Consider the following 25,243-nt stretch of genomic DNA (forward strand, 5'->3'; position numbering starts at 1 on the left):
GATGGTATCGATCCCATAGCCCTTGGGGAAGATTGAGTTTTCGCACCAAGATAAGCGTTGGTCCATAAGGGAAGGACCTGCTGATAACGTTCCCAGAATGTCGGCTCTCATCCCCTCCCCGGCTGGTCAACCACCCCCCGTCCTGTCCACCCGCGGCACCGTCGAGGGCTTCTACGGCCCGCCCTGGTCGCACGCCGAGCGCCTGGCGCACCTGGAGTTCTCCGCCCGCGTCGGCCTGAACGCGTACGTCTACGCCCCGAAGAACGACCCCTACCACCGGGCCCGCTGGCGGCACCGGTACCCGGCACCCGACCTCGCCCGGCTCGCCGAGCTGGCGGAGACCGCCCGTGCGCTGGGCATCCGCTTCACGTACGCGATCAGCCCCGGCCTGTCGATGCGGTTCGCCGAGGAGGTGGACTACCAGGCGCTCACCGCGAAGGCCGCCCAGTTGCACGACGCCGGGGTGGACTCGTTCGCCCTGTTCTTCGACGACGTACCGGCCGAACTGACCCGGCCCGAGGAGGTGGACCGGTGGCCCGGCGCCGGGGCAGCCGGCGCGGCGCACGGCGAGACGTGCACCCGGTTCGTGGCGGAGTTCCTCGCGCCCCGTGGCATCCGGGAGCCGCTGCTGGTCTGCCCCACGGACTACGCCGGGGTCGAGGAGACCGCCTACCGCCGGCGGTTCGCCGCGACCGCCCCGCCGGACGTCGTGGTGGCCTGGACCGGGCACGACATCGTGGTGGGCGAGGTGAGCCGGTCGGACATCGACAAGGCCTCGGCCAGCTACCGGCGCCGCCTGATGCTGTGGGACAACTTCCCGGTCAACGACTTCGAGCCGAGCCGGCTCTTCCTCGGCCCGCTCACCGGGCGCACCACCGAGCTGGCCGGCTCGCCGCTGGTCGGGGTGCTCGCCAACCCGATGATCCAGGCCGTGCCGTCGCGGATCCCGTTGATGTCGGTGGCCGACTGGGCCCGCGACCCGGATCGTTACGACCCGGCGGCGTCGGCCCGGCGGGCGCTGGACGCGGCGGCCGGGGCCGGAGCGGAGCACCTGGCGCCGCTGGTCGGGGTGTGCGGCTCCTGGCCGCCGAGCGCCGAACCGGACGCCGAACTGGTCCGCGCGGTGGCCGACACCCTCGCCGGGCGGCCGGGCGCCGCCGGGGTGCTGACCGGACGCCTCACCGGACTGGCCCGGGCGTGCCGCGCGGCGGCCGAGCCGGAGCCGCTGGTGGCGGCCCTGCGTCCGTGGCTCGTCGCGGGCGCCGACATGGCGGCGGCCGGACTGGCGGCCGTGCGCCTGCTGGACACCGCGACCGCCGACGCGGTCGAGGAGACCCGGCGGGCCCTCGCGCGGGCCGAAAGCCACTACGCCGACGTCCTGCGCGCGGTCGTCCCGCCGTTCGTGCGGGAGGTTTTGGACCGCACCGGCCAGCCGGATCCGGGACCGGCCGGACAGGCGGAGCGGCACGCGGCCGGCCGCCCCGCTCGCGCCAAGGGCCGGCCGGTGGCACTGCTGGTCACCGGCGAGCGCCGTACCGCCGGGGACGAGGCCGTCGCCGCGCTGCTCGGCGAGCGGGGGTACGCGGTGTGCCGGCGGCACGCGCCGGGCCCCGACGAGGTCGCGGCGGCGTCGCTCGTCGTCGTCACCCGGGGCGCCGACGGACCGGCGATCGAGGCGGTCGCCCACGCCGGCGCACCGCTGCTGGCCTGGCACGGCCTCGTCCCGCTCGGGCTCGCCCGGCACAGCGAGGTGCTGCTCGCCCGCGACCGGGTGCGGATCGTGGACCCGGCCGACCCCGCCGCCGCCGGGCTCGCCGACGTGGTGTCGGTCTACCGGGGACCGGCCAAGCTGACGGTCGCCGAGGTCGGGCCGGACGCGCAGATCGTGGCGCTGGTCGTGGACGAGAACCGCCCGGCGCTGTTCCGCTACCCGCGGGGCGCCCGACTGCCGGACGGGACCGTCGCACCCGCGCCGCGGGTCGGCGTGTTCCTGGGCGCGGACGGCCTGGCGCCGTGGCTGATGACCGCCGACGGGAGGGCGCTGGTCGTGGCCGCGCTGGACGCCTGCGCGGCCCGGGGCCGGCCCGCGCCCGACGCGGGGGAGCGGCCCGACGCGGTCGCGACGGGCCCCGCCGCCAATCGGCAGCGGGGGGCGTCACAGCCCGAGGACCTGCCCCGCGTCCCGGAGGTGTCGCTGTAGCAGGCGGGTGTCCACCGACTGCACGGGTCGGCCGTCGCGCAGCGCCAGCGTGGCGGCCAACCCGGCGACGTGCCCCAGCATCTGGTACTGCACCTCCATCCGGATCGACGAGAACGCCACGTGCGAGGCGGAGACGCAGACCGGGACGACGAGGTTCAGGCAGTCGGCGTAGCGGGGCACCAGCGCGCGGTACGGGATCGGGTACGGCGGCGTGGGCACCGACAGGTAGCCCTCGGTGAACACCATGGCCACCGGCCGGGGGTGCTCCGGCACCCACCGCCAGGTCCGCTGCACCTCCCGGACGTCCAGGTGGTACGAGCCGAGGGCGACGACGTCGTGCTGCGGCCGGGCGCCGAGCAGGTCGTGCTCGGTGAGGACGTACTCGCCGAGCATCCGGCGCGCCTCCCGGACGTAGAGCTGGTGCGGCAGGTGCCCGGTGTCGGGGAACTCGTCGGCCGGCAGGCCCCAGCGCCGCAGCTCCCGCCGTACGCTCGCCGGGACGGCCGGGTCGTTGGCCAGGAACCAGAGCAGGTCCTGGGTGTGGTGCAGATGGTGCAGCCGCAGCTCCTCCCGGCGCGCGGGGTCGGCGTCGGGATACTCCCAGGCCGAGCCGTCGAGGACGTTGAGCGAGAACGGGCCGAGCGAGTTGCCGTCGCACTTGCCGTTCGGCAGGTTGGCCTCCAGCCCGAGCAGTGCCCCGGCCGCCGGCTCGAAGCCCTGTCGGCGCCAGTGGTGGAACAGGCGGCGGCCGAGTTCCCAGTGGGCCTCGTCGTAGCCGTCCCGGCGGGAGAACGGGACCCGGTCGGCGTCGGTGGTGAGGCAGACCCGGTAGCCGTACGCCATGACGCCGCCGTCGCCCGTGCCGACCGGGGCCAGCGGGCCGGTACGCAGCTGCGGCAGCACAGGGCCCTCGCGGTGGCCCGCCGGATCGTCCCGGAACGGGGAGATGAACGGCGGCATGGTGTGCCGGCCGGGCAGCAGTTCCTGGCGTCCCGCCCAGCGCTCTCCGTACGACGCGCGGTCCTCCCGGCCCACGGCGTACGGGACCCCGGCGAGCGCGAGGAGGTCTCCCTCGTAGCTCGCGTCGACGAAGACGCCGCCGGCGAACGTCCGGCCGTCGCCGGTGGCCACCTCGACGATCCGGCCGTCCCGCAGCCGCGCCGAGCGCACCGCGCTGTCGGTGACCAGCCGGATCCTCGGGTTGTCGAGCCAGCGCTGGAAGATCGCCTCGGCGACCCGGGGCTCGGGGCCCGCGTAGTGGCCCACCGGCACGCCGTAGTGCTCCGCGACCTCCCGCCGGAACCGGGCGGCCGGGCCGCCCAGCACCCGCACGTCACCGACGTCGGTGTAGCCGAGTCCGCCGGAGGTCATCCCGCCGACGTGCCGGCCCGGTTCGAGGAGCAGGACGTCGGCGCCCGCGTCCGCGGCCGCGACGGCCGCGCACACGCCGGCCGAGGTGGCGGCGTACACGACCACCTCGGCCGGCGTGCTCATCCGACCTCCAGCGGTCGGCGCGCGGTCGTCGTCGGAGCGTCGCCGGCCGTCTCCCGCCCGGCCCGGTAGTCCCGCCAGGTGCGGGCCACCAGGGCGAGGTCGTCCCCGGTCAGCTCCTCGGCGGAGCGGTCGATGCGTTCGGCGTAGTAGAGCGCCGGCACGCCGAGTCGGCGCTGCGCCTCGACGTACGCGCGCCACTCCGCCCGGTCCGCGATCGGCCACTGGTCGGTGTCGACGGGGTGGTCGGGCATCGCCGCCGCGACCACGGCGTGCCGGAAGGCGAGCTGGTCGACGGCCGGGACGACCCCGCCGGCCGGGTCGCGTTCGAGGATGTCGTTGAGCCGGATCATGTCGCAGACGTCGCCGAAGCCGGGATGCGGCGTGTGGGTGACGACGAGAGCGTCCGGCTTGACCGCCTTCGCCGCCCGGTACAGCGTCTCCAGCATCCGGTGCAGCGCGGCGATCCCCCACGGGGCGTCGGCCGGGACGCCCGGTCGCCGCAGCCCCCGCCCGGTCGGCGCGCGCTGGGTGAAGTCGATCTTGAAGCCGTCCGCGTCCAGGCCGTCCGGGCCGAGCAGCCCGGTCACGATCCGGGCCAGCCGGTCGAGGTACGCGGGGCTGCCGGGGTCGACGGCGACCGGCCGCCCGCCCGGGTCGGTCACGCATTCCGCCGCCGGCAGGCCGGTCGGGTCCCACGCCTTCCACCAGAGCAGCACCCGCTGGCCGGCGGCGTGCCGCTGGTCGATCCAGGACCGCAGGTCGGGCCAGCGGGCCGGGTCCGGCTCGGCGGTGCCGTACGCCAGCTGCCAGCGGTCGTCGATCACCACCGTGCCCGGGACGACGTCGTGTTCCGCGAGCCGGCCGAGCCAGCCGTCGTAGCGGTCCTGGCGGGCCAGGTCGAAGGCGATCGGCAGGCCGTCGGGCACCAGCGCCGGCCCGAGCTCCGACAGGTGGTACGGGTACGACATCGGCTGGCCCGGGATGGGCGCGGCGGCGCACTGCGCGCCCCAGCCGCAGAAGATCGGCTCGGTCCACCAGCCGGCCCGGGGCATGGCCGCGGCGGCGGGCGCGAAGCCGCGCTCCACCAGGTCCGCCCGGTACGTCGCCAGGCCCTGCCACGGGTCGGCCGCCGGCCGGAGCACGACGGTGGGGCTCTCGAACGACCCGTCGACGCGCGTGTGCCCGTCGTAGTCGAGCTCCAGGAGGAAACCGCCGTCCAGCGGGACGTACCTCAACTCGGTGAAGCGCAGGTCGGCGACGTGGCCCAGCACTCCCGCGGTGAGCCAGCCACCGTCGGGGACGTCGGTGGCGTGCCGGGCGGGTTCCCGCCCGAACGCCAGCAGCAGCGGCGGTGGGGAGAAGACGGCGTGCAGTCGTCCGGCCGAGGCGTCGCCGACGATCCCGAGGGCGGCGCCGGCGGAGGCCGGCCGCACCACCTGGACCGGCTCGGTGGGGGTGGGGTTGAACACCGAGGCGAAGTCGGTCGAGGAACGGAAGGTGCCGCACGCCCCGCTGGGCAGGACCGCCCGGCCGCCCAGCAGCCGGACGTCGCCGAGCGTGCCGGAGCCGGTGACGCTGACCGACGTCTCGATCCGGTCGGCGAAGCAGCGCAGCCGGACCGACTTGGCCGTCCACGCGGTGCTCCGGCAGGCCAGTTCCACCTCGACGACGTCCTCGCCGTCGCACTGCCCGGCGGACACCACGGGCTCGTCGAAGTCGTACGACTCGTCCGCCAGGTCGACCCGGTCCACCGAGGCCAGCAGGCTCAGCCGGGACCAGATCCGGCCGTCCGCGTCGGCCAGGACGGCGAGCCGCTGCGGACCGCGTACCTGCAACACGTAGCCGGCAGCCGTGACGGTGTGGGTGCCGGGCCCAGAGGTGAGCTTGATGGGAGTTCTCCTTCGATGTCAGCCGAACGGCGGCACGGTGGGGCGGGTGTCGGGAAGCTGGCCGGTGGCGGCGATGCGGGCGTACACCCTGCCGGAGTCCTTCACGGTCAGCCGGCCGGAGGGATAGTCCACGTGCACCAGGCCGAAGCGGGGGCGGTAGCCGAGCGCCCACTCGAAGTTGTCCAGCAGCGACCAGTGCAGGTATCCCACCACCTCCGCGCCCGCGTCGATGGCCGCACGCACCGCCCGCAGGTGGCCGAGCAGGAAGTCGACGCGCCGCTGGTCGTGCACCAGCCCGTCGTGGGTGGGGGTGTCGCCGTACACCGCCCCGTTCTCCGTGATCATCAGAGGGACCCCGGGGTGCTCGCGGTGCAACCGGATCAGCAGGTCGCGCAGGCTGTCCGGGGCCACCTCCCAGCCCTCGTCGGTGCGGGTCACGTCACCGGAGGGGCCCACCACCCGCCACGGGAAGGGGCGCCCGGGGCCCGGCTGCGCCGCGGCCATGACCCGGCGGGTGTAGTAGTTGACGCCCAGGAAGTCACTGCGCCCGCCGATCAGCTCGGCGTCGCCGGGCCGGATGATGTCGTCGAGGCCGCCACCGAGGGCCCGTTCGTAGTGCGCCCACATGTCCGCCGGGTAGCCGTCGCCGAGCAGCGGGTCGAGGTACCACCGGTTCACGTAGCCGTCCGAGCCCCGGGCGGCGGCCAGGTCGGCCGGGTCGTCGCTGGCGGGGTCGCACGGGAACAGACTCAGCGCGCAGCCGACCCGTGCCTGCGGCGTGCGGGCGTGGATCACGTCGGCGCCCGCGCCGTGCCCGAGCAGGACGTGGTGACCGGCCGCGACCGACGCGCGCAGGTCCCGGACGCCGGGGGCGTGCAGGCCGAGCTGGTAGCCCAGCAGCGCGATGATCCACGGCTCGTTCTGGGTGATCCACCAGTGCACCCGGTCGCCGAGCCGGTCGGCCACGGCCGCCGCGAACTCGGCGAACGCGTCAACGCTGGACCGGCCCACCCAGCCGCCGTCGGCCATCAGCGCCTCCGGCATGTCCCAGTGGTTGAGCGTGAGGACCGGCGTCACGTCGCGGGCGAGCAGCGCGTCGACGAACCGCTCGTAGTGGTCCAGGCCGCGCGGCTCGACCCGGCCGCGACCCTGCGGCAGGATCCGGGACCAGGAGACCGAGAACCGGTACGCGCCCAGGCCGAGCCCGGCGACCAGCTCCACGTCGCGGTCCCACCGCCGGTACGAGTCGCAGGCCCGCGAGCCGTCGCCGCCGCCCTCGACGGTGCCCGGACGCGCGGCGAAGGTGTCCCACACCGAGGGCCCCCGCCCGTCGGCGTCGAGGCTGCCCTCGATCTGGTACGCGGAGGTCGCCGCGCCCCAGAGGAAGCCGGGCGGGAAGCGGTGTGTCGTCATCGGTCACTTCCTGGAAGGTGCTGCCGGATCAGTCCGGCCGGTCGGACAGGACACGCAACAGCGCGGCCACGCCGCCGTGCGGCGAGCTGAGAACCGGTACCGCGACGTCGGCCAGCGCCGCGGCGCGGGCCATGGAGGCCTGGGCCAGCACGACCACGTCCGCGCCGGCCGCGGCGTGGGCGACGGCCGCCGCGACGAGGCTGTCCACGCGTTCCCGGTCGCCGCGGTCCTGCGCCTCGGCGGCGTCCGCCACCAGTTCCGCGGTCACCTCCACGGGCCGGCCGGCGCTGCGGGCCGCCCGCTCGACGAGCCGTCCGGTCGGCCCGAGCGTGGACGGGAGGGTGGCGAGCACGCGGATGCGTCCCCGCGCCCCGGGGCCGGCGGCGACGGCGACCGCCTCGTCGGCCATCGCCGCGTCCACCCGTACGACCGGAACGCGCACCCGCCCGGCCGCCGCCTCCGCCGCCTCGCCGATGGAGGAACAGGTGACCAGGACGGCGTCGACCCCGACCGACTCCAGGTTGCGCAGGTGCGCGAGCACGGTGTCCCGGACGGCCGGCGTGACGCCCTCGCGGCGTGCGGTGTCCAGCAGCCAGGCGTCGGCGACGTGGATCCGGCGGGGCGTCGCGGTCGAGGCGCGCAGGAGGTCGTCGAACGTCGCGGCCAGCGCGGGAACGGTGTGCAGCAGGCCGACCGTGCCCGGGTCGGCGCTCACGCCTTCCGCCACGGCGTCGCCTCCCGGTCGACCACCTCGACGAGCCGTTCGAGGCGGGGCACGGAGATCTCGGCCAGTGCCCGGTCCACGTCGGGGCGGCCCACCACGTCGCTCCACAGCGCCCGGCCGGCGAGGAAGCCGCTGGCACCGCCCTGGCAGGCGGCCCGGACCGCGCCGAGGAAGTCGTCGCGGTGGACGCCCTGGGACAGCACCACCCAGGGGCCGGTGACGGCGGAGCCGAGGTCCTCGCACGCCCGCCGGAGTTCGTCGGTCGTGCCCCGGCCCTGCCGCGGCACCTGCGCCTTGTAAAGGCTGGGACGCAGCGGGGAGAGTTCCCGGGCCGCCTCGAGGATCGCCGCGTCCTGGTCCCACCGGCCGGCGGACAGTTCCTCGGGGGTGGCCCGGACCACCGGCTCCAGCACCGAGAGCACGTCGCGCTCCGCGGCCAGGCCGATGAACCGCCGGGCCAGTTCGACGCGTTGCTCGCGGTGCGCGTCGCGGCGCCAGAGCAGCAACAGCTTGATCGCCCGTACGCCGGTGAGGTCGAACTCCGGCGCGGCGACCACCTCGTCGAGCCGGGTGTCCTCGACCGGTTGGCCGGGCTCCTGGTCGAGGGCGTCGGCGGCGAGGATCAGCCCGCACCCGGCGGGCAGCAGCCCGTCGCGGCGGACCTGATCGAGGCCGGTCGTCCGGTCGATGAGGAACCCGGAGGCCAGCGGGCCGAGCGCGCGGGCCACCGCGGTCTTGAAGGCGACCATCCCGTCGTGGTCCGGCCGGCCGGCGCCCGCCTCGGCGAACATCGTGCGCAGGCTCTCCCGCTGGTCCATCGCCACCATCGCGAACCCGCCCGCCGGCCGCGCGATGGCGTCCAGGGTGGGCGCCGCTCTTCCCGATCCCGTCATCTGACCTCTTCTCCTCGCGAATCGTCGTCGGCCGCCTCGGCACCGGTCGCGGCCGTCACGAACCTGGCGAACGGCTCGTCGTAGTCCCGGCCGGCGTCCGCGACCGCCGGTCCTGGCCGCCAGGCCAGTGCGGGGGCCGCCGGCCCGGCCCGGTGCGCCCGGACGGCGGCGACGATCGCCGCGCCCGCGGCCACCGGCTGCGCCGCCGGCACCACCCGCAGCTCGGCGGGGAGGACGTGGGCCCTGACCCGGAGCCAGGCGGGGTTGGCCGCGCCGGCCCCACCCAACAGGGTCACCGCCGCATCGGCGGGCCCGCCGGCGAGCCGGGCCTGCTCGTGCAGCATCCACCGGGTCTGCAGGCACAGCCCTTCGAACATCGCGCGGGCCAGCTCGGCGGGTGTGTGCGTGGGGCGCCGCCCGAGGACCCGCAGCCGGGCCCGCGGGTCGGGCGCCGGGGCCTGCCGCCCGGACAGGTACGGCAGGACGATCACGTCGGTGGGCCGGTCACCGCGGCCGAGCACCTGGGCGGACAACTCGGCAGCCGGGACGCCGCCCGACTCGTGGGCCAGCCACCAGGCGACGGTGGCTCCGGCGCTCGACGAGCCGGCGAGGATCGCCCGGTGCCGGCCGGCCACCGGGACGACCGTGCTCATGCCGGCCCGGGCCACCGCCACCGGGTCGGGGCAGCCGGCGACGACGGAGAGCACCGCCTCGGCCGTACCGAGCGAGTTCGCGACGTCGCCCGGCTCCCGCACCCCACAGGCGTACGCGCCGACGGCGTGGTCGTGGCCCGCCACCACCACCGGTGTCCCGGACCGCAGCCCGGCGTCCATGAAGGCCGGGTCCCGGACGGTGGCGGCGAACGTGTCCGGCGGCACGACGGTCGGCAGCTGCTCCGGCCGCAGGCCCACCTCGGCCAGCAGGTCGGTGTCGAAGGCCTCCGGCACCGGCTGACCGGGCCGGGGCAGCCGGTACGCCATGGTGCGCCCGGCCAGCGTGTGGTCGGTCGTCAGGTGGCCGGTGAGCAGCAGGCAGACGAGGTCCGCCGCGCCCGCCCAGGACGCCATGGCCCGCCACTCGTCCGGCCGGTTGGCCCGCAGCCACGCCCAGGTGGCCAGCGGGACCTTGGCGCTGGGTCGTACCCCCGTCGCCGCGACGAGGTGCGCCCAGCCGAGCCGGCGGGACAGCTCGTCGGCCTCGGTCCCGGCCCGGTGGCCGTCCCAGCGCAGCCAGGCACCGAGTGGCGTTCCGGTCGCGTCGAGCGGCACGCCGGTCTCGGCCATCGAGGCGACGCCCACGGCGTCCGGCGCCGGCGACCCGTCCAGCACCTGGCGGAGCAGGCCGACCAGCACGCGCCGCACGGAATCGGGCGGGGGAGTGGGGGCGGTGGCGACGGCGCGTACCCGGGCGGCGGAGCCGTCGATCGCCACGAGGGCCACCTTGGTGTTGGTGGTCCCCACGTCGATGCCCACGCTCAGGCAGGCCCCGCCCGAGGGGCCGCCACGCGGAGTCTCCGGCGGGTCGGCCTCGGCCGCGTCGGCGGGACGCGTGGCGCCATTCACGGGGCCATTCTGTTCGGTTTCGAACGAACGGGTCAAGGTCGATGTTCGGCGATTGACAAAGTGGGTGGGGTCGCACTTGGATGGACCGGTGCGCTACACGCAGGCCCCCGAGCGGCGTCGCGAACTCCTGCGCCGGGCGGCCGAGGCCGGCTACGTCTCCTCGACCGACGCCGCGGCCGAGCTGGGCGTGTCGGAGATGACCATCCGCCGTGACCTGCGGCAGTTGGCCGCCCAGGGACTGGTGAACCGGGTCGCCGGTGGCGCGAGCGCCCCCGTGCCCGCGTACGGCGTCCCGTTCGAGCAGCGCAGGGATGCCGCGACGGCGGAGAAGGAAGCGGTCGGCCGGGCCGCCGTGCCGCTCGTACCGGCGGGCGCCGTGGTGGCCCTCGACGCCGGCACCACGGTCGCGGCCCTCGCGGCCCGGCTGCCCGGTGGCCTCACCGTCGTCACCCACTCGGTACCGGTGATCCTGGCGTGCACCGGACGGGAGGACCTCGAACTGATCTCCCTCGGCGGCGCCTACCACCGCGCGACCCGCTCCTTCACCGGGCCGATCACCCGTGGCAGCCTGGAGGACCTGGCGGTGGACGTGGCCGTGCTTTCCGCGACGGCGGCCGGGCCGACGGGGGTCTACTCCGCCAACGCCGCGGACGCCGAGATCAAGCGGGCGATGGCCCGCATCGCCCGCCGGGTGGTCCTGCTGCTCGACCACGGCAAGCTGGCGGCGCACGCTCCGATGCGGTTCCTGGACCTGGCGGCGGTCGACACGGTCGTCGTCGACGCGGGAACGGACACCGACCAGCTCGCGCTGCTGCGGGCGACCTGCCGGGAGGTGGTGGTCGCGCCGCTGGACGCCGGGACGGCCGTCCCGGCGTCCAGGCCGGCGGCGCCCGCGACCCGGGAGGTCGGGACGTGACCGGGCCCTGGCTCGGTGCCGTGGCCGACGACCTCACGGGGGCCTGCGACCTCGCGGACGCGGTGAGCGAGGCGGGTGGGTCGGCGGTCGTGGCGGTGGGCCGCCCCACGGCGCCGCCGCCCGCCAGCCACTGCGTGGTCGTGGCGCTGAAGTCCCGGACCGCACCGCGCGACCAGGCCGTCGCGGAGTCACTCGCCGCGGCGCGGTGGCTGCTCGACGCCGGCTGCACCACCCTCTACCAGAAGTACTGCTCGACGTTCGACTCCACCGACGCGGGCAACATCGGCCCGGTGGCGGACGCCCTGGTCGACCTCATCGGGGACGCCGTCGCCGTGGGCACGCCGGCCACGCCACGGGTCGGCCGCACGGTCTACCAGGGACACCTCTTCGTCGGCCGGCAACTGCTCTCCGAGTCGCCGCTGCGGGACCACCCGCTCACCCCGATGCGCGACCCCGACCTCGTGCGGGTGCTCTCCCGCCAGGCCGAGGGTGGGGTCACGCTCGTCGACCTGGCCACGGTCACCGCCGGCCCCGCCGCCGTCGCCGCCGCGATCGGGGCCGCCCGCCGGGACGGCGCCCGGCACGTGATCGTCGACGCCCTCGCCGACGGCGACCTGGACACGCTGGCCACGGCGCTGCTGGCGACGCCGGACGGGCTGCTGGTGGGCGGTGCCGCCGGGCTGGCCGCCGCGCTGGCGCGGGTCTCCGGCGCGGGGGCGCGGTCCTCGACGGCCGGCGCCGGCCCGGGTGGCGCGGTCACCGCGCGGGCCGTACCGACGGTGCCGGAGGGCCGGCGGTTGATCCTCTCCGGCAGCTGCTCCGCACGCACCCGCGAACAGGTCGACGCGTTCCCCGGGCCCCGGGTCACCCTGTCCCCGGTCGACCTCGACACCGGTCTTCCGGAGACGGTCGACGCCGTCGCCGACGCCGTGGCCCGGGCGTACCGGGACACGACCGGACCCGTCCTGGTCACCTCCTCGGCCGACCCGGAACAGGTCGCGCGGTACGAGTCCCGGCTCGGCCCCGGGCGAGCCGCCGCGCTGCTGGAGGCGGCGACCGCGGAGATCGCCCGCCGCGCGGTGGACACCCTCGGGGTCCGCCGCCTGCTGGTGGCCGGCGGTGAGACGTCGGGGGCGGTGGTCCGGGCACTAGATGTCGGCACGCTGCGGGTCGGACCGGCGGCCGGCCCCGGCCTGCCGTGGATGGTTCCCGAGGGCGGCCCCGCGCTGGCCCTGTTGCTCAAGTCGGGGAACTTCGGCGACCCGGACCTGTTCACCACCGCCTGGCGGCACTGCCCCTGAGGGCCGCCGTGGTCGCCGTGCGAGTCGAGCCCGAGCGGATCCGGGTCCTTCAGTGCGCCGGGGAGGGCTGCTCGGGTGGGCGGCGGGCGGCGTGGCCGGCGTCGGCCAGGGCGACACCGAGCAGCACGAGCGCGGCCACGACGGCGGCGACCAGCGGCGGGGCGAGATACAGCGGTACGGCAGCCGCCGCGAGGGTGGCGATGGCGACGACCCGGCGGATCGACAGCCGGTCGAACACGACCCGTTCCAGGCGGATGCGGCCGTAGAGGAACAGCGCCGGCCCGCCGAGAATCACCGCGAGCCACACCGGCTCCGGCCGGCCGCCGGGGTGTTCGAGCACGATCTCGTAGCCGACGGCGGTGGTGACGATCCCGACCACCATGACGATGTGGGCGATACCGGTGGCGCGGCCGGCGGCCAGCCGGTCCCTGGCAGCGACGACCGCGTCGGTGAGGACCTGCCCGGAGCGGTAGAAGTAGATCCGCCAGAGCAGCACCGTCGACAGGTACGCCACCACCAGCGCCGCCGACGTGGCCGCGGTGGCCGGCTGGTCGGTGAAGGTGATGCCCGCGGCCAGGACGGTCTCCCCGAGGGCGATCATCAGCAACTGCTGGTAGCGCTCGGGCAGGTGGCGGCCGCTGTCCATCGCCCACGCGCTGATCGGTGGCCGGGCCCGGCCGGGTATTGGCCAGCGCAGTTGAGCGGCGACGATGTCCACCGTCACCGCGACTCCCCAGAGGGCGGCCCGGGCGACGCCGCTGACCAGCCCGCCGGCGATCCAGATCGCCGCCGCGGCCGTGCACCACAACACCGATCGGACGTAGAGGTCGCGCAGGGCGTGGCCGTGCAGGCTGGGCAGGAGGATCAGTGGGCGGGCGCAGTGCAGCACCAGGTACGGCAGCACGAACGCCCAGCCCCGGGTGTCGAACGCGTACGGCAGGGACGAGGCCATGACCAGCAGGCCGAACGCGCTGGCCAGCACGATCAACTGGATCTTGCGGCGGCGGGGGTCGAACCAGCTGGTGATGTGCGCGGTGGTGATCCACAACCAGATCAGCGGCATGGCCAGGACCAGCAGGTACGCCAGCGACCGCCACCGCACCAGCGGATCGCCCGCGGTGACGTCCTGCATCACCCGTTCGACCACCCCCGCGAGGGCGAACACCAGCACCAGGTCGACGAAGAGTTCCAGGAAGTTCGCCTGCCGCACGTCCTCGCGGCGTTCCAACAGGTCCCGTCCGTCACCTCCCCGCAGCCCCATGCCGCCCATGCTCGCCCCCGCGAGATCGGCCAGGAGGCCGGTTCGATGCGGTCCACCCGCAGGAAGTCGGTCCCGGCAGTTGGAGTGCAGCACCGAAGCCGGCTGTACCCACCGGTCCACGTCCGCCTCGGTCAGGTCACCGTCGAGGAACCGGTCACCCGCACCGGCCACTCCTGCCCCGGCCCGTACGGGGTCCGCTCACCCCACGGGTCGGCGATCCGGTCCACCACGACGCACTCCCTCCGATTCCCGGTCGGCACACCTGTCCCGTCGTCACCGCGGGTCGTCGAAGCCCTCGGTGGCCCGTTCGCGGCGCAGGTGCGCCAGCGCCCGCCGGCCCAGGTCGGTGTCCTCCCGGCCGAGCGCCTCGTACATGGTCGCGACCTTCTCGTACGGCTGGGCGGGCGGCAGCAGCGGGATCGCCGGATCCACCATCGCCTCGATGAGCGTCGGCCGGTCCGCCGACAGGGCCCGGTCCCAGGCGGCGTCGACCTCGGCCGGCGTGCTGACCCGGACGCCGTGCAGGCCCAGCAGCTCGGCCCAGCGGGCGTACGGGGCGTCCGGCAGGCGCTGGGAGTCGACGAAGCGGGGATCGCCCTCCATCTCCCGCTGCTCCCAGCTCACCTCGGCGAGATCGCGGTTGTGCAGCACCAGCACCACGAACCGGGGGTCCGCCCAGTCCCGCCACCGGTGGGCGACGGTGAGCAGCTCGGCGAGCCCGTTCATCTGCATGGCCCCGTCCCCGGCGAGGGCCACCACCGGCCGGTGCGGCTCGGCGAGCTTCGCGGCCAGCCCGTACGGCAGCGCCGAACCCATCGAGGCCAGCGTGCTCGACAGGTGCGCGTCGACACCGACGGGCAGCCGCAGGTGCCGCGCGTACCAGTAGGTCACGGAGCCGACGTCCACCGACACCTGCGCGTCCCCGGGCAGCCGGTCGGTGAGGGCGTGCACGACGTACTGCGGATTGAGCGGCTCGGCCTCGGCGGTGGCCCGCCGGCGGGCGATGTCGCGCCACCGGGCCACCTCGCCCTCGACGCGCTGCCGCCAGCTCCGGTCGGACCGGGGCGTGAGCAGTGGCAGCAGGGCCCGGATGGTCTCGGCGGCGTCGCCGAGCAGCGGCACCTCCACCGGGTAGCGCATGCCGAGGCGCCGGCCGTCGATGTCGATCTGCACCGCCCGGGCCTGCCCGGGCGCCGGGTAGAACTCCGACCAGGGATCGTTGCTGCCGACGATGAGCAGCGTGTCGCACTCGCTCATCAGGGCGCTGCTGGCGGTGCTGCCGAGGTGTCCCATCACGCCGGTGTGGAACGGCAGCGACTCGTCCAGCACCGGCTTGCCCAGCAGCGACGCCGTCACTCCCGCGCCGAGCGCCTCGGCCAGCTCGACCACCTCGCCGGCGGCGGCGCGGGCGCCCTGCCCCACCAGGATCGCCACCCGCTCGCCGGCGTCGAGCAGGTCGGCGGCGGCCCGCAGGTCCTCCGCGCGGGGGCGCAGCTCGGGCACCGGCAGACCGGGGTTGGTCACCATGATCCCGTGCTCGTGGGCCCGCAGGTCGGGGGCGGGGGCGGTCTGCACGTCGTGCGGCAGGATGACGCAGGTCGGGCTGCGGGTGGCCAGTGCGGTGCGGATCGCGCGGTCGAGGAGCATCGGCAGTTGCTCGGGCGTGTACGCGGTCTGCACGAACTGGGCGCACACGTCGCCGTACAGGCGGACCAGGTCGATCTCCTGCTGGTAGCCGCTGCCCAGCACCGACGTCACCTGCTGTCCGACGATCGCGAGCACCGGCTGGGAGTCCAGCCGGGCGTCGTAGAGGCCGTTGAGCAGGTGCACCGCGCCCGGCCCCTGGGTGGACAGGCACACCCCCAGCCCGCCGGTGTACTTCGCGTGGCCGCAGGCCATGAGCGCTGCGGTCTCCTCGTGCCGGGCCTGCACGAACTCCGGCCGCCCGGCGCGGCGCAGCGCGCCCATGAGCCCGTCGATGCCGTCACCGGAGTAGCCGAAGACCCGGCCCACGCCCCAGTCCGCCAACCGGGCCACCACCAGGTCCGACACCGTCGCGTCCGTCATCGCCGCCTCCTCGCCCCGACTCGGCCCTCCCAGCATGTGGCGATACCCCGGACCGCCACGCCGAACCGGACCGACAGCACCGGTTCGGGTGTCCGTACCGGCCGCCTCGACCGACGATCCCCGCAGTCGGCGATCATGGCCGCACGCTGAACCGGCGCGAGGAAGGCACCAGCGCCGCGGCGGCGGGCGCGGCGAAGCACACCACGGCACACCCGGCCAGGACGCCGACCGCGCCGAAACGGTCGATCGCGGGAGCGATGAGCGCCAGACCGACAGGCGCGAGTCCGTAGGACAGGAGGAAGTCCAGCGAGGACACCCGGGCGAGCTTCGTCGGCTCGACCTCGCGCTGCGTGGCGGTGAACCAGGGGACGTTGAACAGCTCGATGCCGAGCCCGGCGAGCACGTACGCGGAGACGACCAGCGCAGGATGCACCGGCAGGAGCAGGCTGAGCGGTACGAGCCCGTACAGGGCGAGCCCGGCCAGGGCGGTCCAGCCCGGTGCCGGCGGGCGCCACCGCCCGATCACCACGGCGCCGGCGAGCGCGCCGAGGGTGTACGCGGTCATGGCGGCGGCGAGCACGGCCTCGGTGCCGTAGCGGTCACGGCTGACCAGTGGAAGGACCACGCCGGTGGCCGAGTATCCGGTGGCGATGACCGCGGTCAGCGCGGCCAGGCCCGCGAGGAACCAGGGGTGACGGCGTGCCTCGCGCACGCCGTCGGCGAACTCGGCCAGGATTCCGGGCCTGGTGACGGGCAGGTCGGGTCGGCCGGTCCCGGCGGGTGGGACCAGGGCGGCCGCCAGCCACAGGCCGCCGACGCCGAGCAGGAGCATCGGAACGGAGACGACCAGGGCCAGCAGCGCGGTCAGGCTGGGGGCGACGAGGGTCGTGACCCGCACGGCGAGGGTGATCGCGGCGTTGGCCTGCTGCCGTTGCGGCTCGGCGACCACCTCGGCGGTCAGCGCCTGGAAGGCGGGCCGGCACGCGCCCTGTCCCGCACCCATCACGGCCGCCGCCACGGCCGTCAGGGCGAGCGACCGGCCCATGCCGAACACCATCACCGGGGCGGCGAGGGCGCCCATCAGGCCCGACCACAGCACCACCCGCCGACGCGAGTGCCGGTCGGCGAGCACGCCGCCGATCGGGACGGCGACGAGAAAACCCACGGTCCGTACGGCCAGCAGCACACCCAGTTCGATGGCGGTCAGTGATCGGTCGAGCACCGCCAACCCGAGGATGAACGGCAGGGCCCACGTGGCCATGCCCGAGGCCGTCGTACCTGCCCACAGCCGGACGAAGGACGTGCTCCGCAGCGCCGATCCCGGCTCCGGGCGGGTCTGGACGGTGTCGTCAAGCATGCGCATCGATTCCTTGGCCCCTTGACCTGACAATGATTGTCATTATAGTAACGGGCGCGGTTCGTCTCGTCCCGGAGGTGTCCATGTCACGTCCCACCCGGCCCGGCTGGGCGTTCGACGCCGCGGCCCTGGCCACTGGCCGCGCCGTCCCGGACGACGGTGCGACACCGACGGCCCCGGCTCGCGGCGCGGCGGTCGACAGCTGCGGCCGACGACCGACGTTCTCCAGTACGCCGCACCGACCGCAGCCCGCCCGCTGACCCGAGGAGGACCATGAACATCAGCCTGGCCGACCTGCCACCGGTACTGCCCGCCGACCACGTCATCGCCATCAACCAGCCCAGAGCCGACCTGCACACCCACCGCGACTACGCCTGGAACGGCATGACGTTCGACCTGCCGCCCGGCGTGTTCCACCCCGGCGAGACCAGCCGGATGCTGCACCAGCGGCTCCTCGACGGCGACATCGCGACCCGCGACCGCGTCTACGCCGCGATGGGCGTCGGCGTCGGCGTCGAGGCCGTCGCGGCCGGGCTGCGGGGCGCGCACACCGCCTACGCGCTCGACGTGCACCCCGCCAGCGTGCAGGCCGCCGCACGGCACTACCGCACCCACGTCGGCGAACGACCCGACACCCGCTTCGTCCCGCTGGTGTCCGACCTGTTCGACGCGCTGCCCGACGGCACCCGGCTCGACGTCGTGACCTTCAACCCGCCCGCCGTCAGCCAGCCGGTCAGCGACAACCCCGACATCGTGCGCAACGTCTGCGTCGGCGCGCCCCTGGTCACCAGATTCCTCGACCAGCTCGTCGACCGCGATCTGCTGGCCGAACACGGCGAGGTGTTCCTGATCCTGTCCAACACCGCCGACCTGCACACCATCATCGGCCATGCCATCCGGCGCGGCTTCGCCACGACGATCCACCACCGCCACGACTGGCACGACGGTGTCGTCACGTTCCTGTTCCGACTCACCCGCAACCAGCGATGACGGCCCTGACCGACCTGGTGACGGCGGTCCTCGGCAGCCAGCACGGCCCCGACCCCGCATCCCTCGTCGCCACCAGCGTCTTCTGGGTGCACCACGGCACCCGCCTCGCCGGCGGGAACACCACCTACCGCAACCAGTACGTGCTCGCCCGCGTCGGCACCGCCATCGGCGCGTGCGCCTTCGCCGCCGGCGACGTGGACCCGGCCGTGTGTCTGGAGTACTCCGGCGCGCCCGTCGCCCACCTGCTCACCGACGCACCGCCTGCGGTGCGGGTGGCGACCCTCGACGCGTACCTGGCCCACGTCCGTCCCCACCGGGACCCCGACGCCGAGCCCGTCGTGCTGCCCGCCGGCACCCCGGAGACGCGGGCGCAGGCGCGCGACGCCGCGGTCGCCGGACTCCTCGACGTCACACCCGGCGCGAAGGTCGCGCTGATCGGCGTGGTCAACCCGCTCGTGGCCGCCATCCGTCAACGCGGCGCCGAGTGCCTGCCCTGCGACCTCACCCTGCGCACCACCCAGTGGGGTGACCCCGTCACCCCCGACATGCGCGACGTCCTCCACGTCGCCGACGCCGTCGTCGCCACCGGTATGACCATCGGCAACGGCACCTTCGACGAGATCCTGCACACCTGTCACAGCCGGGGCGTCCCGCTGATCGTCTACGCGCAGACCGCCAGCGCGGTGGCCCGACACTTCCTCGGCGCAGGCGTCACCGCCCTGTCGGCGGAGCCGTTCCCGTTCTCACAGTTCAGCGCCGAGCGGACCGTGCTGTACCGGTACCGCGCCCAGTCCTGACCACCCCGAGGGGAAGACGTGGACGAGCACATCAGTGAGACACTCAGCAGGCCAGCCCTGATCCGCCTGGACGACCGCACCACCTGCGTGCGCTTCGAGACCATGAAGGTCGCCTCCGCGCTCGCCGCGGTACGCCATCTGCTGCACCGGGGAGTGATCGCACCCGGCGACACCCTTGTCGACAGCTCCAGCGGCATCTACGCCCACGCGCTGGCGCTGGCCTGCCACCGCCACGGCCTGCGATGCCACATCGTCGCATCCACCACTGTCGACATCACGCTGCGCACCCAGCTGGAGATCCTCGGCGCCACCGTGGAACCCATGCCACCGACCGCCAACCTGAAGCTGGACCAGGACCGCCGGGTCGCGCGGGTCCAGGAGATCCTGCGTGCGAAGCCGCGCCACCACTGGATGCGCCAGTACCACGACGACATCCACTACCTGGGCTACCGCCCGATCGCCACACTGATCCGCCGGGAACTCGACGGGCAGCCCCTGACGATCGTCGGTGGCGTCGGCACCGGTGCCTCGACCGGTGCCCTGGCCACCTACCTGCGCGACGCCACCCTCGACGTGTCCCTCGTCGGCGTCCAGCCGTTCGACAGCGTCACCTTTGGCAGCGACCACGTCCGCGACCCCGAGATCATCATCGCGGGCATCGGCAGTGCCATCCCCTTCGCCAACGTCCGCCACACCCTCTACGACACCCTGCACTGGATCGGCTTCGACGCCGCACTGGCCGGCAGTATCGCCCTGCTACGCGACCACGCCGTCTTCGCCGGCCTGTCGACGGGCGCCGCCTACCTGGCCGCACGCTTCGAGCGACGTGCGGACTCCCGGCGGCACGTCGTACTACTGGCCCCCGACACCGGCCACCGCTACGTCGACGCCGCCTACACCCGACACGCCCAGGCCCTCACCGCACACGACCTCCAGCCCCACCAGATCACCGAACTGGCCGAGATGAAGCTGCCGTGGTCGCGCATGGACTGGAACGCCGCCCCGGCCCCCACGGCCGCAGCAAGCGACCCGGCCCTTCAATCCGCATCCTGAGGGGCGCACGGCACTGCACGGTGCGGCACTGGGTCCGGATGGCTCGCGGGCGCCGGCCCGCCCGGCCGGCGAGCAACGCTCGATCGGCCGGACGGCCGAGAAACTCACGTGCGCGCCGGCCGGGGCGGGGCAGACAGGTACGGCCCGACCTCATCCTGCCGGCGCGCCCGAGCACAAGAGCCTGACCTGCGGAAGACAGGCCAAGCTCTCGCTCCGGTCACCCATCGTGGATTCGGCTGCTCGTCCGACGAGCAGCCCCCACGTTCCACCCTGTCCGGGCGTTCGACCGTCCCCGGTCGAAGAAGGTGCGTCGCACGCCCGCGTCCTCCGGAGCCCAGCGGGGCCTTGTGGGGAGAATCCTCACCGCAGGCGGCGCAGGGCGTCGAGCGGCCGGTCGGCGAGGGTCACCACCGCCTTCCGCCGGATCCCGAGCCGGTCCGCGTCACGTGCGCTGATCTGCGGGATCCACGGTCAGGACTGCAGGTCCCGCAGGTACGCGGCGAACTTCTCCAGCCCGTCGACGTTGCGAGGGCTGCTGATGCCCTCGTTGTAGTCGAGGATGAAGAAGCGGTCGTTGACCACTGCCGGCAGGTTCTTGGTCTTGGGCGAGGTCTTGAGGAACCTGATCTTCTGCTCGGCCGGCTGATCCTGGTAGTCGAGAATGATGATCACCTCTGGTCGGGCCTGGACGACCGCTTCCCAGCCGACCTGCGTCCAACGGCCGTCGAGGTCGGCGAAGATGTTCCGGCCACCCGCGAAGGAGATGATGTCGTTCGGCGGCACCTGCCTGCCGGCCGTGAACGGCTGGTCGGTGCCCGAGTCGTAGAGGAACACCGGGGTCCGGGTGCTCGGTGCCTGAGCCCTGACCGCGTCGACCCGTCGCTTCATGTCGGCCACCACGGTCGCGGCCCGCTGCTGCACACCGAAGATCTGGCCGAGTCGCTCCAGGTCGGTGTAGAGGCCGTCGAACGGGGCGTGCCGCTCGGGGTGGTTCGGATAGTTGAAGCAGGACTCGGCGTGCATGAAGCTCTGGATGCCCAGCCCGTCGAGGATCTCCGGGGAGGTGCCGCGCTTGTCGCTGAGCCCGGAGTTCCAGCCGGCGACCACGAAGTCGGCCTTGGCCTCCACCAGGAGTTCCCGGTTGAGCAGGTCGTCGCTGAGGAACTTCACCTTGGCGTACTCGGCGGCCCAGGGGGACTCGGTCACCGGCGGATTGGCCGGTGGCATCACGTATCCGTGGACGTGCTCGGTGAGGCCGAGGGCGAACATCTTGTCGGCGCTACCGCCCTCGTAGACGACGGCGCGTCGCGGAGTGGTGTATTCCACCGGTTCGCCGCACCGGTTGACGGTGACCTTCTGCACCTCGCTCCCGCTCGGTTCGACCTCGGCACCACAACCGGCGAGCAGCGCCGTGGTGGTCAACGACGCCAACGCGGTACGGACTGCGGTTCGCCGCCGGGAGACGTTCATCTGGGGATTCCTTCCGAAGATCTTGCTGGGCCCAGGGAATAGAGCAGTTGTGGATCACCGGTCAGCGGGTGCGTCACGACGCTGACCACGACGCCGAACACCTCGCGGATCAGATCGGTGGTCAGGACCTCGGCTGGAGTTCCGGTGGCGACGAGCCGGCCTCCGGACAGCACGCCGAGCCGGTCGCAGGCCGCCGCGGCGAGGTTCAGGTCGTGCAGCACGACGAGGACGGTGAGCCCTGAGCCGCGCAACAGGGACAGCAGCTCGATCTGGTGCCGGACGTCCAGGTGGTTGGTCGGCTCGTCGAGCACCAGGATCTGCGGTTCCTGCACGAGGGCGCGGGCGACGAAGACGCGTTGCCGCTCACCGCCCGACAGTGCGAGCATCCCGCGGTCGGCCAGGTGCAGCACGTCGAGCTGTGCCATGGCCCATCGACACAGGCCCCGCTCCCGCTCGCTGAGCGGCTGGTTGCCGCGCAGGTGCGGGGCACGACCGAGAGCCACCGTCTCGGCAACGGTGAAGTCGAGGTCCGTGCCGCCGTCCTGGGTGAGCGCGGCGACCGACCGCGCGCTGTGGCGCAGCTTCAGGGTGGACAGGTCGTCGGAGCCGAGCCACACCACGCCGCGGCTCGGCCGCAGCGCCCGGTAGACGCAGCGCAACGCAGTCGACTTGCCGGATCCGTTCGGTCCGATCAGTCCGACGATCCGCCCGTCCGGCACGTCGAGCGACAGGTCCTGGACGATGACGTTCCCGTCGATCTCCACCGCGACGCCGTCGAGTTGAAGATCCATCACCGGCCGCCGAACAGGTAGCCACGGCGGCGCATCAGCGCGAGGAACACCGGTACGCCGACCAGAGCGGTGATCACGCCCAGCGGCAGCTCCCGGGGAGCCACCAGGGTGCGGGAGGCCAGGTCGACCCAGACCATGAACACGGCACCGGCCAGCGGCGCGACGACCAGCACCCGGTGGTGCGAGGCGCCGACCACGATCCGGACCAGGTGCGGCAACACCAGGCCGACGAACGCGACCGCTCCGCTGACCGCCACCATCGCACCGGTGACCAGTGAGGTGATGACGAACAGTCGCCGACGTACCCGGGTCGTGTCGACGCCCAGGCTGAGGGACGCCTCGTCGCCGAAGGTCAGCACGTCGAGGGTGCGGCTGTGCCGGTGCAGGACGACCACTCCGACGAGGACGGTGGCGGCGGCCACCGGCAGGCCGCCCCAGGTCGCTGCGCCGAAGCTGCCCATGGACCAGAACAGCATGGTGGCGGTCGCCTCGCTGTCCGGTGTGAAGTAGATGATCACTGCCATCAGTGCCTGGAAGCCGAACGACATGACCACGCCGGTCAGCACGAGGCGCAGGGGTGTGATGCCGGTGCGGCTGTACGCGGCCAGGTAGACCAGCGCCGCGGCGGCCATCGCGCCGAGGAAGGCGCCGGCGGAGACCGCGTAGATGCCGAGCGCGCCGAGTCCGCCGGCGACCGTGACCGAGACGGCGCCGACCGAGGCGCCGGAGGAGACCCCGAGCACATACGGGTCGGCCAGGGCGTTGCGCACCAGGGACTGGATCGCCACACCGACCGCGGACAGGCCCGCCCCGACGATCGCCGCGAGCAACACCCGTGGCGTGCGGATCTGCCAGATGATCTGGTACGTGGTCACCTCGTCGGCGTGGATGCGGCCGCCGGTGAGCGCGGCCCAGAGGTACCGGGCCGTCTCGCCGGGCGGGATGGCGACCGGTCCGAGGCCGATCACCACCACGAGCGAGACGGCCAGCAGGACCAGCAGGGCGGCCACGGTGCCACCCGTTCGCAGTGACGGGCGAGGGGCGCCGGCGGCGGGGGCGTACGGGTCGACCACGAGGTCGACGGCCGTGGAGGGCGTCACGCCGAATCACTCTCCCGGTAACGAAATCCATTGTCAAATGCATATCGTGGCACGTGACCTGAGCGATGAACCCGTACCGCCCAGGGTCATGCCTCGACGGCTCGGCGAGCCGAAGCGGTCGTTGCGATCGGTCCGTGAAGACTGCTTGCTCCGGTCCGCGTACTGCCCCCGCATGACTCGGAGCGTGGCGGACGGGTCCCACCCAGGCAGTTCCGCGACGTGGGGCACCGCGGCGGTGCCGATGCGGCTCGCCGATGGAGCGCTGGGCGGGCCCTGGGCGGTGTCTTCAGTCCGCTCCAGTCGACGCTCGCCCTGGTGCTCAGCTGCCCTGAGTCGCGCGGCGGGCGTACTTGTTGCGGAACTTCTCGACCCGCCCGGCGGTGTCGAGCAGGCGCTGCCTCCCGGTCCAGAAGGGATGGCTGGCTGACGAGATCTGCACGTCGATGACGGGGTAGGTGCTCCCGTCGGTCCACTCGATCGTCTGGTCGCTGGTCGCGGTGGAGCGGGTGAGGAAGGCGAAGTCGGCGTCCTTGTCGCGGTAGACGACGGGGCGGTACCGGGGGTGGATTCCGGGCTTCATGCGAGTCGTGCTCCTTCGGTGTCGGGGTTGGTGTCGGTCAGCTCTGCCACGTCGAGAGGGAAGCAGCCAGCGAACGGGTCGTGGTAGGTCCGCCAGACCTCCTCGCCGTCGGCGAGTTCGGCGTCGGTCAGCAGGCAGTCGGCGAGGGCGCGGTGCAACTCGACGGGATCGACGTCGAGGCCGATGAAGACCAGGTGCTGGTGCCGGTCGCCGTAGTAGGGGTCCCACTCGAGGGCGGCGGCGAGCCGGCGCTGGTCGCACACGTGCTCCCAGCCGCTTTCGGGCAGGCTCACCAGCCAATGCCCGAGGGATCCCATCGCCAGGCCGCCGCCGGCGAACTCCCAGGCCACGACCGTGTCGGGTTGGCTGGCCAGCCAGAGGTGGCCCCGGGAGCGGATCACGTCGGCGTTGACGTCCTCCAGAACGTCGTGCAGCCGCCGCGGGTGGAACGGGCGGCGGGCGCGGAAGACGGCGGAGACGACCCCGCAGTCGGCCTCCGGCTCGTGCGTGCCCAGCGCGAAGCCCTGTAGGCCCCGGGCGAGGACGCCGGGGGTCTCCGGCCGGTGCCGGTGGGTGTGGCGCAGTTTGCGGGTGAGCGCATCGGCGTCGACGAGATCGCCGTCGAGCCGGAAGTGCGCCGCCCACGGCGCCATCCGCTGGAGCAGGATCGCGATCCTGCCGGTGTCGAACTCCCCCTCCCGGGACCGTCCCCAGAGCACCAGGGTGTCGGCGTACTCGATCTGCCGGACCACGACGTCGGCGAGACCGCGGTGGTCGTCCTCGGCGGCCTGGATGCCGAGCGAGGCGAGGTCGTCGGTGCTGGCCAGGCCGTCGAGCAGGTGCTCGGCGTCGAGGACGGTGACGTAGGAGTCGACGCGGATGAGGTCGGTGACCGGTGTGCCGTCGACGAGGTGGTGGGCGCAGGCGGCGGCGACCGCCTCGGGTTCCACCACCTCGGGCAGCATCAGCACCAGGTCGCGGCCGGGGTTGTCCCGGGTGAGCCGGACGAGGGTGGGCAGCACGTCCTCCCGCAGCGTGCAGGAGGCGCAGCCGTGCGCCAGGGCGATCCGCTCGTCCTCGACGATGCCGGTGCCGGTGCGGACCACCCGGCGGACGACGCCGTCGCGGATGCCGGCGAGGTCGTGTCGCACCAGCAGCAGCGACGGGTCGGCGGCGAGCAGCGTACGGGCGACGGCGAAGGTCGCCGCCGGCCAGAACCCGGACAGCACGGTCAGCGACGGGCGGGTACCGGCGTCGGCTGTCTCGACGCGGATCGGGGCCTGCGGGGACGACGTCATCATGTTCCTCTCGGCTTACTGAAAACGATTGTCATTCTAGGCAGATGGCGGCTGCCGGCGCGAGTCGCGCCCCCCGGGCCGGGCCCG

20 protein-coding genes are annotated in these 25,243 nt (G+C 74.0%); 6 read left to right on the forward strand and 14 right to left on the reverse strand.

Features of this window, described 5'->3' with window-relative positions:
- The first annotated feature begins 97 nt into the window (after nt 1–97).
- Entirely contained in the window at nt 98–2,200 is a 2,103-nt protein-coding gene (locus tag DER29_RS15870) for a protein O-GlcNAcase (RefSeq protein ID WP_121398034.1), read from the forward strand.
- Here the strand turns inward: DER29_RS15870 and DER29_RS15875 are convergent.
- From DER29_RS15875 to DER29_RS15900, 6 genes are all read right to left on the reverse strand, one after another.
- A complete protein-coding gene (locus DER29_RS15875) occupies nt 2,156–3,694 on the reverse strand; it encodes an FAD-dependent oxidoreductase (RefSeq protein ID WP_121398035.1) in 1,539 nt (512 codons plus the stop codon). The genes DER29_RS15870 and DER29_RS15875 overlap by 45 nt on opposite strands.
- Entirely contained in the window at nt 3,691–5,532 is a 1,842-nt protein-coding gene (locus tag DER29_RS15880) for a hypothetical protein (protein WP_121398036.1), read from the reverse strand. The genes DER29_RS15875 and DER29_RS15880 overlap by 4 nt, the downstream gene beginning before the upstream one ends.
- A gap of 69 nt (nt 5,533–5,601) precedes the next feature.
- Nucleotides 5,602–6,996 carry a GH1 family beta-glucosidase gene (locus tag DER29_RS15885; RefSeq protein ID WP_121398037.1) on the reverse strand — a complete coding sequence of 465 codons (1,395 nt, stop codon included), beginning with the start codon at nt 6,994–6,996 and terminating at the stop codon, nt 5,602–5,604.
- Nucleotides 6,997–7,024: 28 nt separating this feature from the next.
- A complete protein-coding gene (locus tag DER29_RS15890; protein ID WP_148710064.1) occupies nt 7,025–7,723 on the reverse strand; it encodes an aspartate/glutamate racemase family protein in 699 nt (232 codons plus the stop codon).
- The gene (locus DER29_RS15895; RefSeq protein WP_121398039.1) at nt 7,708–8,613 is read right to left on the reverse strand and encodes a hypothetical protein; all 906 of its coding nucleotides are present in this window, start codon (nt 8,611–8,613) and stop codon (nt 7,708–7,710) included. The genes DER29_RS15890 and DER29_RS15895 overlap by 16 nt, the downstream gene beginning before the upstream one ends.
- Nucleotides 8,610–10,175 (reverse strand): L-fuculokinase, encoded by a 1,566-nt coding sequence (locus DER29_RS15900; RefSeq protein ID WP_199729321.1) that lies wholly within the window; start codon nt 10,173–10,175, stop codon nt 8,610–8,612. Before DER29_RS15900 ends, DER29_RS15895 begins: the two co-directional genes overlap by 4 nt.
- Before the next feature lie 88 nt (nt 10,176–10,263).
- On the opposite strand from DER29_RS15900, the gene DER29_RS15905 reads away from it, so the two are divergent.
- Nucleotides 10,264–11,091, forward strand: a complete 828-nt coding sequence (locus DER29_RS15905) for a DeoR/GlpR family DNA-binding transcription regulator (RefSeq protein ID WP_158619030.1) — start codon at nt 10,264–10,266, stop codon at nt 11,089–11,091.
- Entirely contained in the window at nt 11,088–12,392 is a 1,305-nt protein-coding gene (otnK, locus tag DER29_RS15910; protein WP_121398040.1) for a 3-oxo-tetronate kinase, read from the forward strand. Before DER29_RS15905 ends, otnK begins: the two co-directional genes overlap by 4 nt.
- Before the next feature lie 49 nt (nt 12,393–12,441).
- Here otnK and DER29_RS15915 read toward each other — a convergent pair whose 3' ends face one another.
- From DER29_RS15915 to DER29_RS15925, 3 genes are all read right to left on the reverse strand, one after another.
- Entirely contained in the window at nt 12,442–13,653 is a 1,212-nt protein-coding gene (locus tag DER29_RS15915) for a low temperature requirement protein A (protein WP_199729322.1), read from the reverse strand.
- Nucleotides 13,654–13,926: 273 nt separating this feature from the next.
- Nucleotides 13,927–15,720: a thiamine pyrophosphate-requiring protein gene (locus tag DER29_RS15920; protein WP_121398041.1), complete on the reverse strand. Its 1,794-nt coding sequence runs from the start codon at nt 15,718–15,720 to the stop codon at nt 13,927–13,929.
- 133 nt (nt 15,721–15,853) lie between these two features.
- Complete coding sequence (locus tag DER29_RS15925) at nt 15,854–17,077, reverse strand: MFS transporter (protein ID WP_121399271.1); 1,224 nt, start codon at nt 17,075–17,077, stop codon at nt 15,854–15,856.
- Nucleotides 17,078–17,350: 273 nt separating this feature from the next.
- Between DER29_RS15925 and DER29_RS15930 the strand changes: the two genes are divergently transcribed.
- From DER29_RS15930 to DER29_RS15940, 3 genes are read left to right on the forward strand one after another with little or no spacing between them, the layout of a single operon-like run.
- Nucleotides 17,351–18,067, forward strand: coding sequence for a methyltransferase (locus DER29_RS15930; protein WP_121398042.1), 717 nt, complete (start codon nt 17,351–17,353; stop codon nt 18,065–18,067).
- Complete coding sequence (locus DER29_RS15935) at nt 18,064–18,864, forward strand: Rossmann-like domain-containing protein (protein ID WP_121398043.1); 801 nt, start codon at nt 18,064–18,066, stop codon at nt 18,862–18,864. Before DER29_RS15930 ends, DER29_RS15935 begins: the two co-directional genes overlap by 4 nt.
- A gap of 18 nt (nt 18,865–18,882) precedes the next feature.
- Nucleotides 18,883–19,917 carry a pyridoxal-phosphate dependent enzyme gene (locus DER29_RS15940; RefSeq protein ID WP_121398044.1) on the forward strand — a complete coding sequence of 345 codons (1,035 nt, stop codon included), beginning with the start codon at nt 18,883–18,885 and terminating at the stop codon, nt 19,915–19,917.
- A 471-nt stretch (nt 19,918–20,388) separates the two neighbouring features.
- Here the strand turns inward: DER29_RS15940 and DER29_RS15945 are convergent, their stop codons facing one another.
- From DER29_RS15945 to DER29_RS15965, 5 genes are all read right to left on the reverse strand, one after another.
- Nucleotides 20,389–21,387 carry an ABC transporter substrate-binding protein gene (locus tag DER29_RS15945; protein ID WP_121398045.1) on the reverse strand — a complete coding sequence of 333 codons (999 nt, stop codon included), beginning with the start codon at nt 21,385–21,387 and terminating at the stop codon, nt 20,389–20,391.
- Entirely contained in the window at nt 21,384–22,178 is a 795-nt protein-coding gene (locus DER29_RS15950; RefSeq protein WP_121398046.1) for an ABC transporter ATP-binding protein, read from the reverse strand. Before DER29_RS15950 ends, DER29_RS15945 begins: the two co-directional genes overlap by 4 nt.
- Nucleotides 22,178–23,278, reverse strand: coding sequence for an iron ABC transporter permease (locus tag DER29_RS15955; protein ID WP_233599834.1), 1,101 nt, complete (start codon nt 23,276–23,278; stop codon nt 22,178–22,180). The genes DER29_RS15950 and DER29_RS15955 overlap by 1 nt, the downstream gene beginning before the upstream one ends.
- Before the next feature lie 319 nt (nt 23,279–23,597).
- The gene (locus DER29_RS15960) at nt 23,598–23,858 is read right to left on the reverse strand and encodes a type B 50S ribosomal protein L31 (RefSeq protein ID WP_121398047.1); all 261 of its coding nucleotides are present in this window, start codon (nt 23,856–23,858) and stop codon (nt 23,598–23,600) included.
- Nucleotides 23,855–25,156 (reverse strand): GTP-binding protein, encoded by a 1,302-nt coding sequence (locus DER29_RS15965; RefSeq protein WP_121399273.1) that lies wholly within the window; start codon nt 25,154–25,156, stop codon nt 23,855–23,857. Before DER29_RS15965 ends, DER29_RS15960 begins: the two co-directional genes overlap by 4 nt.
- Nucleotides 25,157–25,243: the final 87 nt, after the last annotated feature.

Source organism: Micromonospora sp. M71_S20 (assembly GCF_003664255.1).
Taxonomy (GTDB): domain Bacteria; phylum Actinomycetota; class Actinomycetes; order Mycobacteriales; family Micromonosporaceae; genus Micromonospora.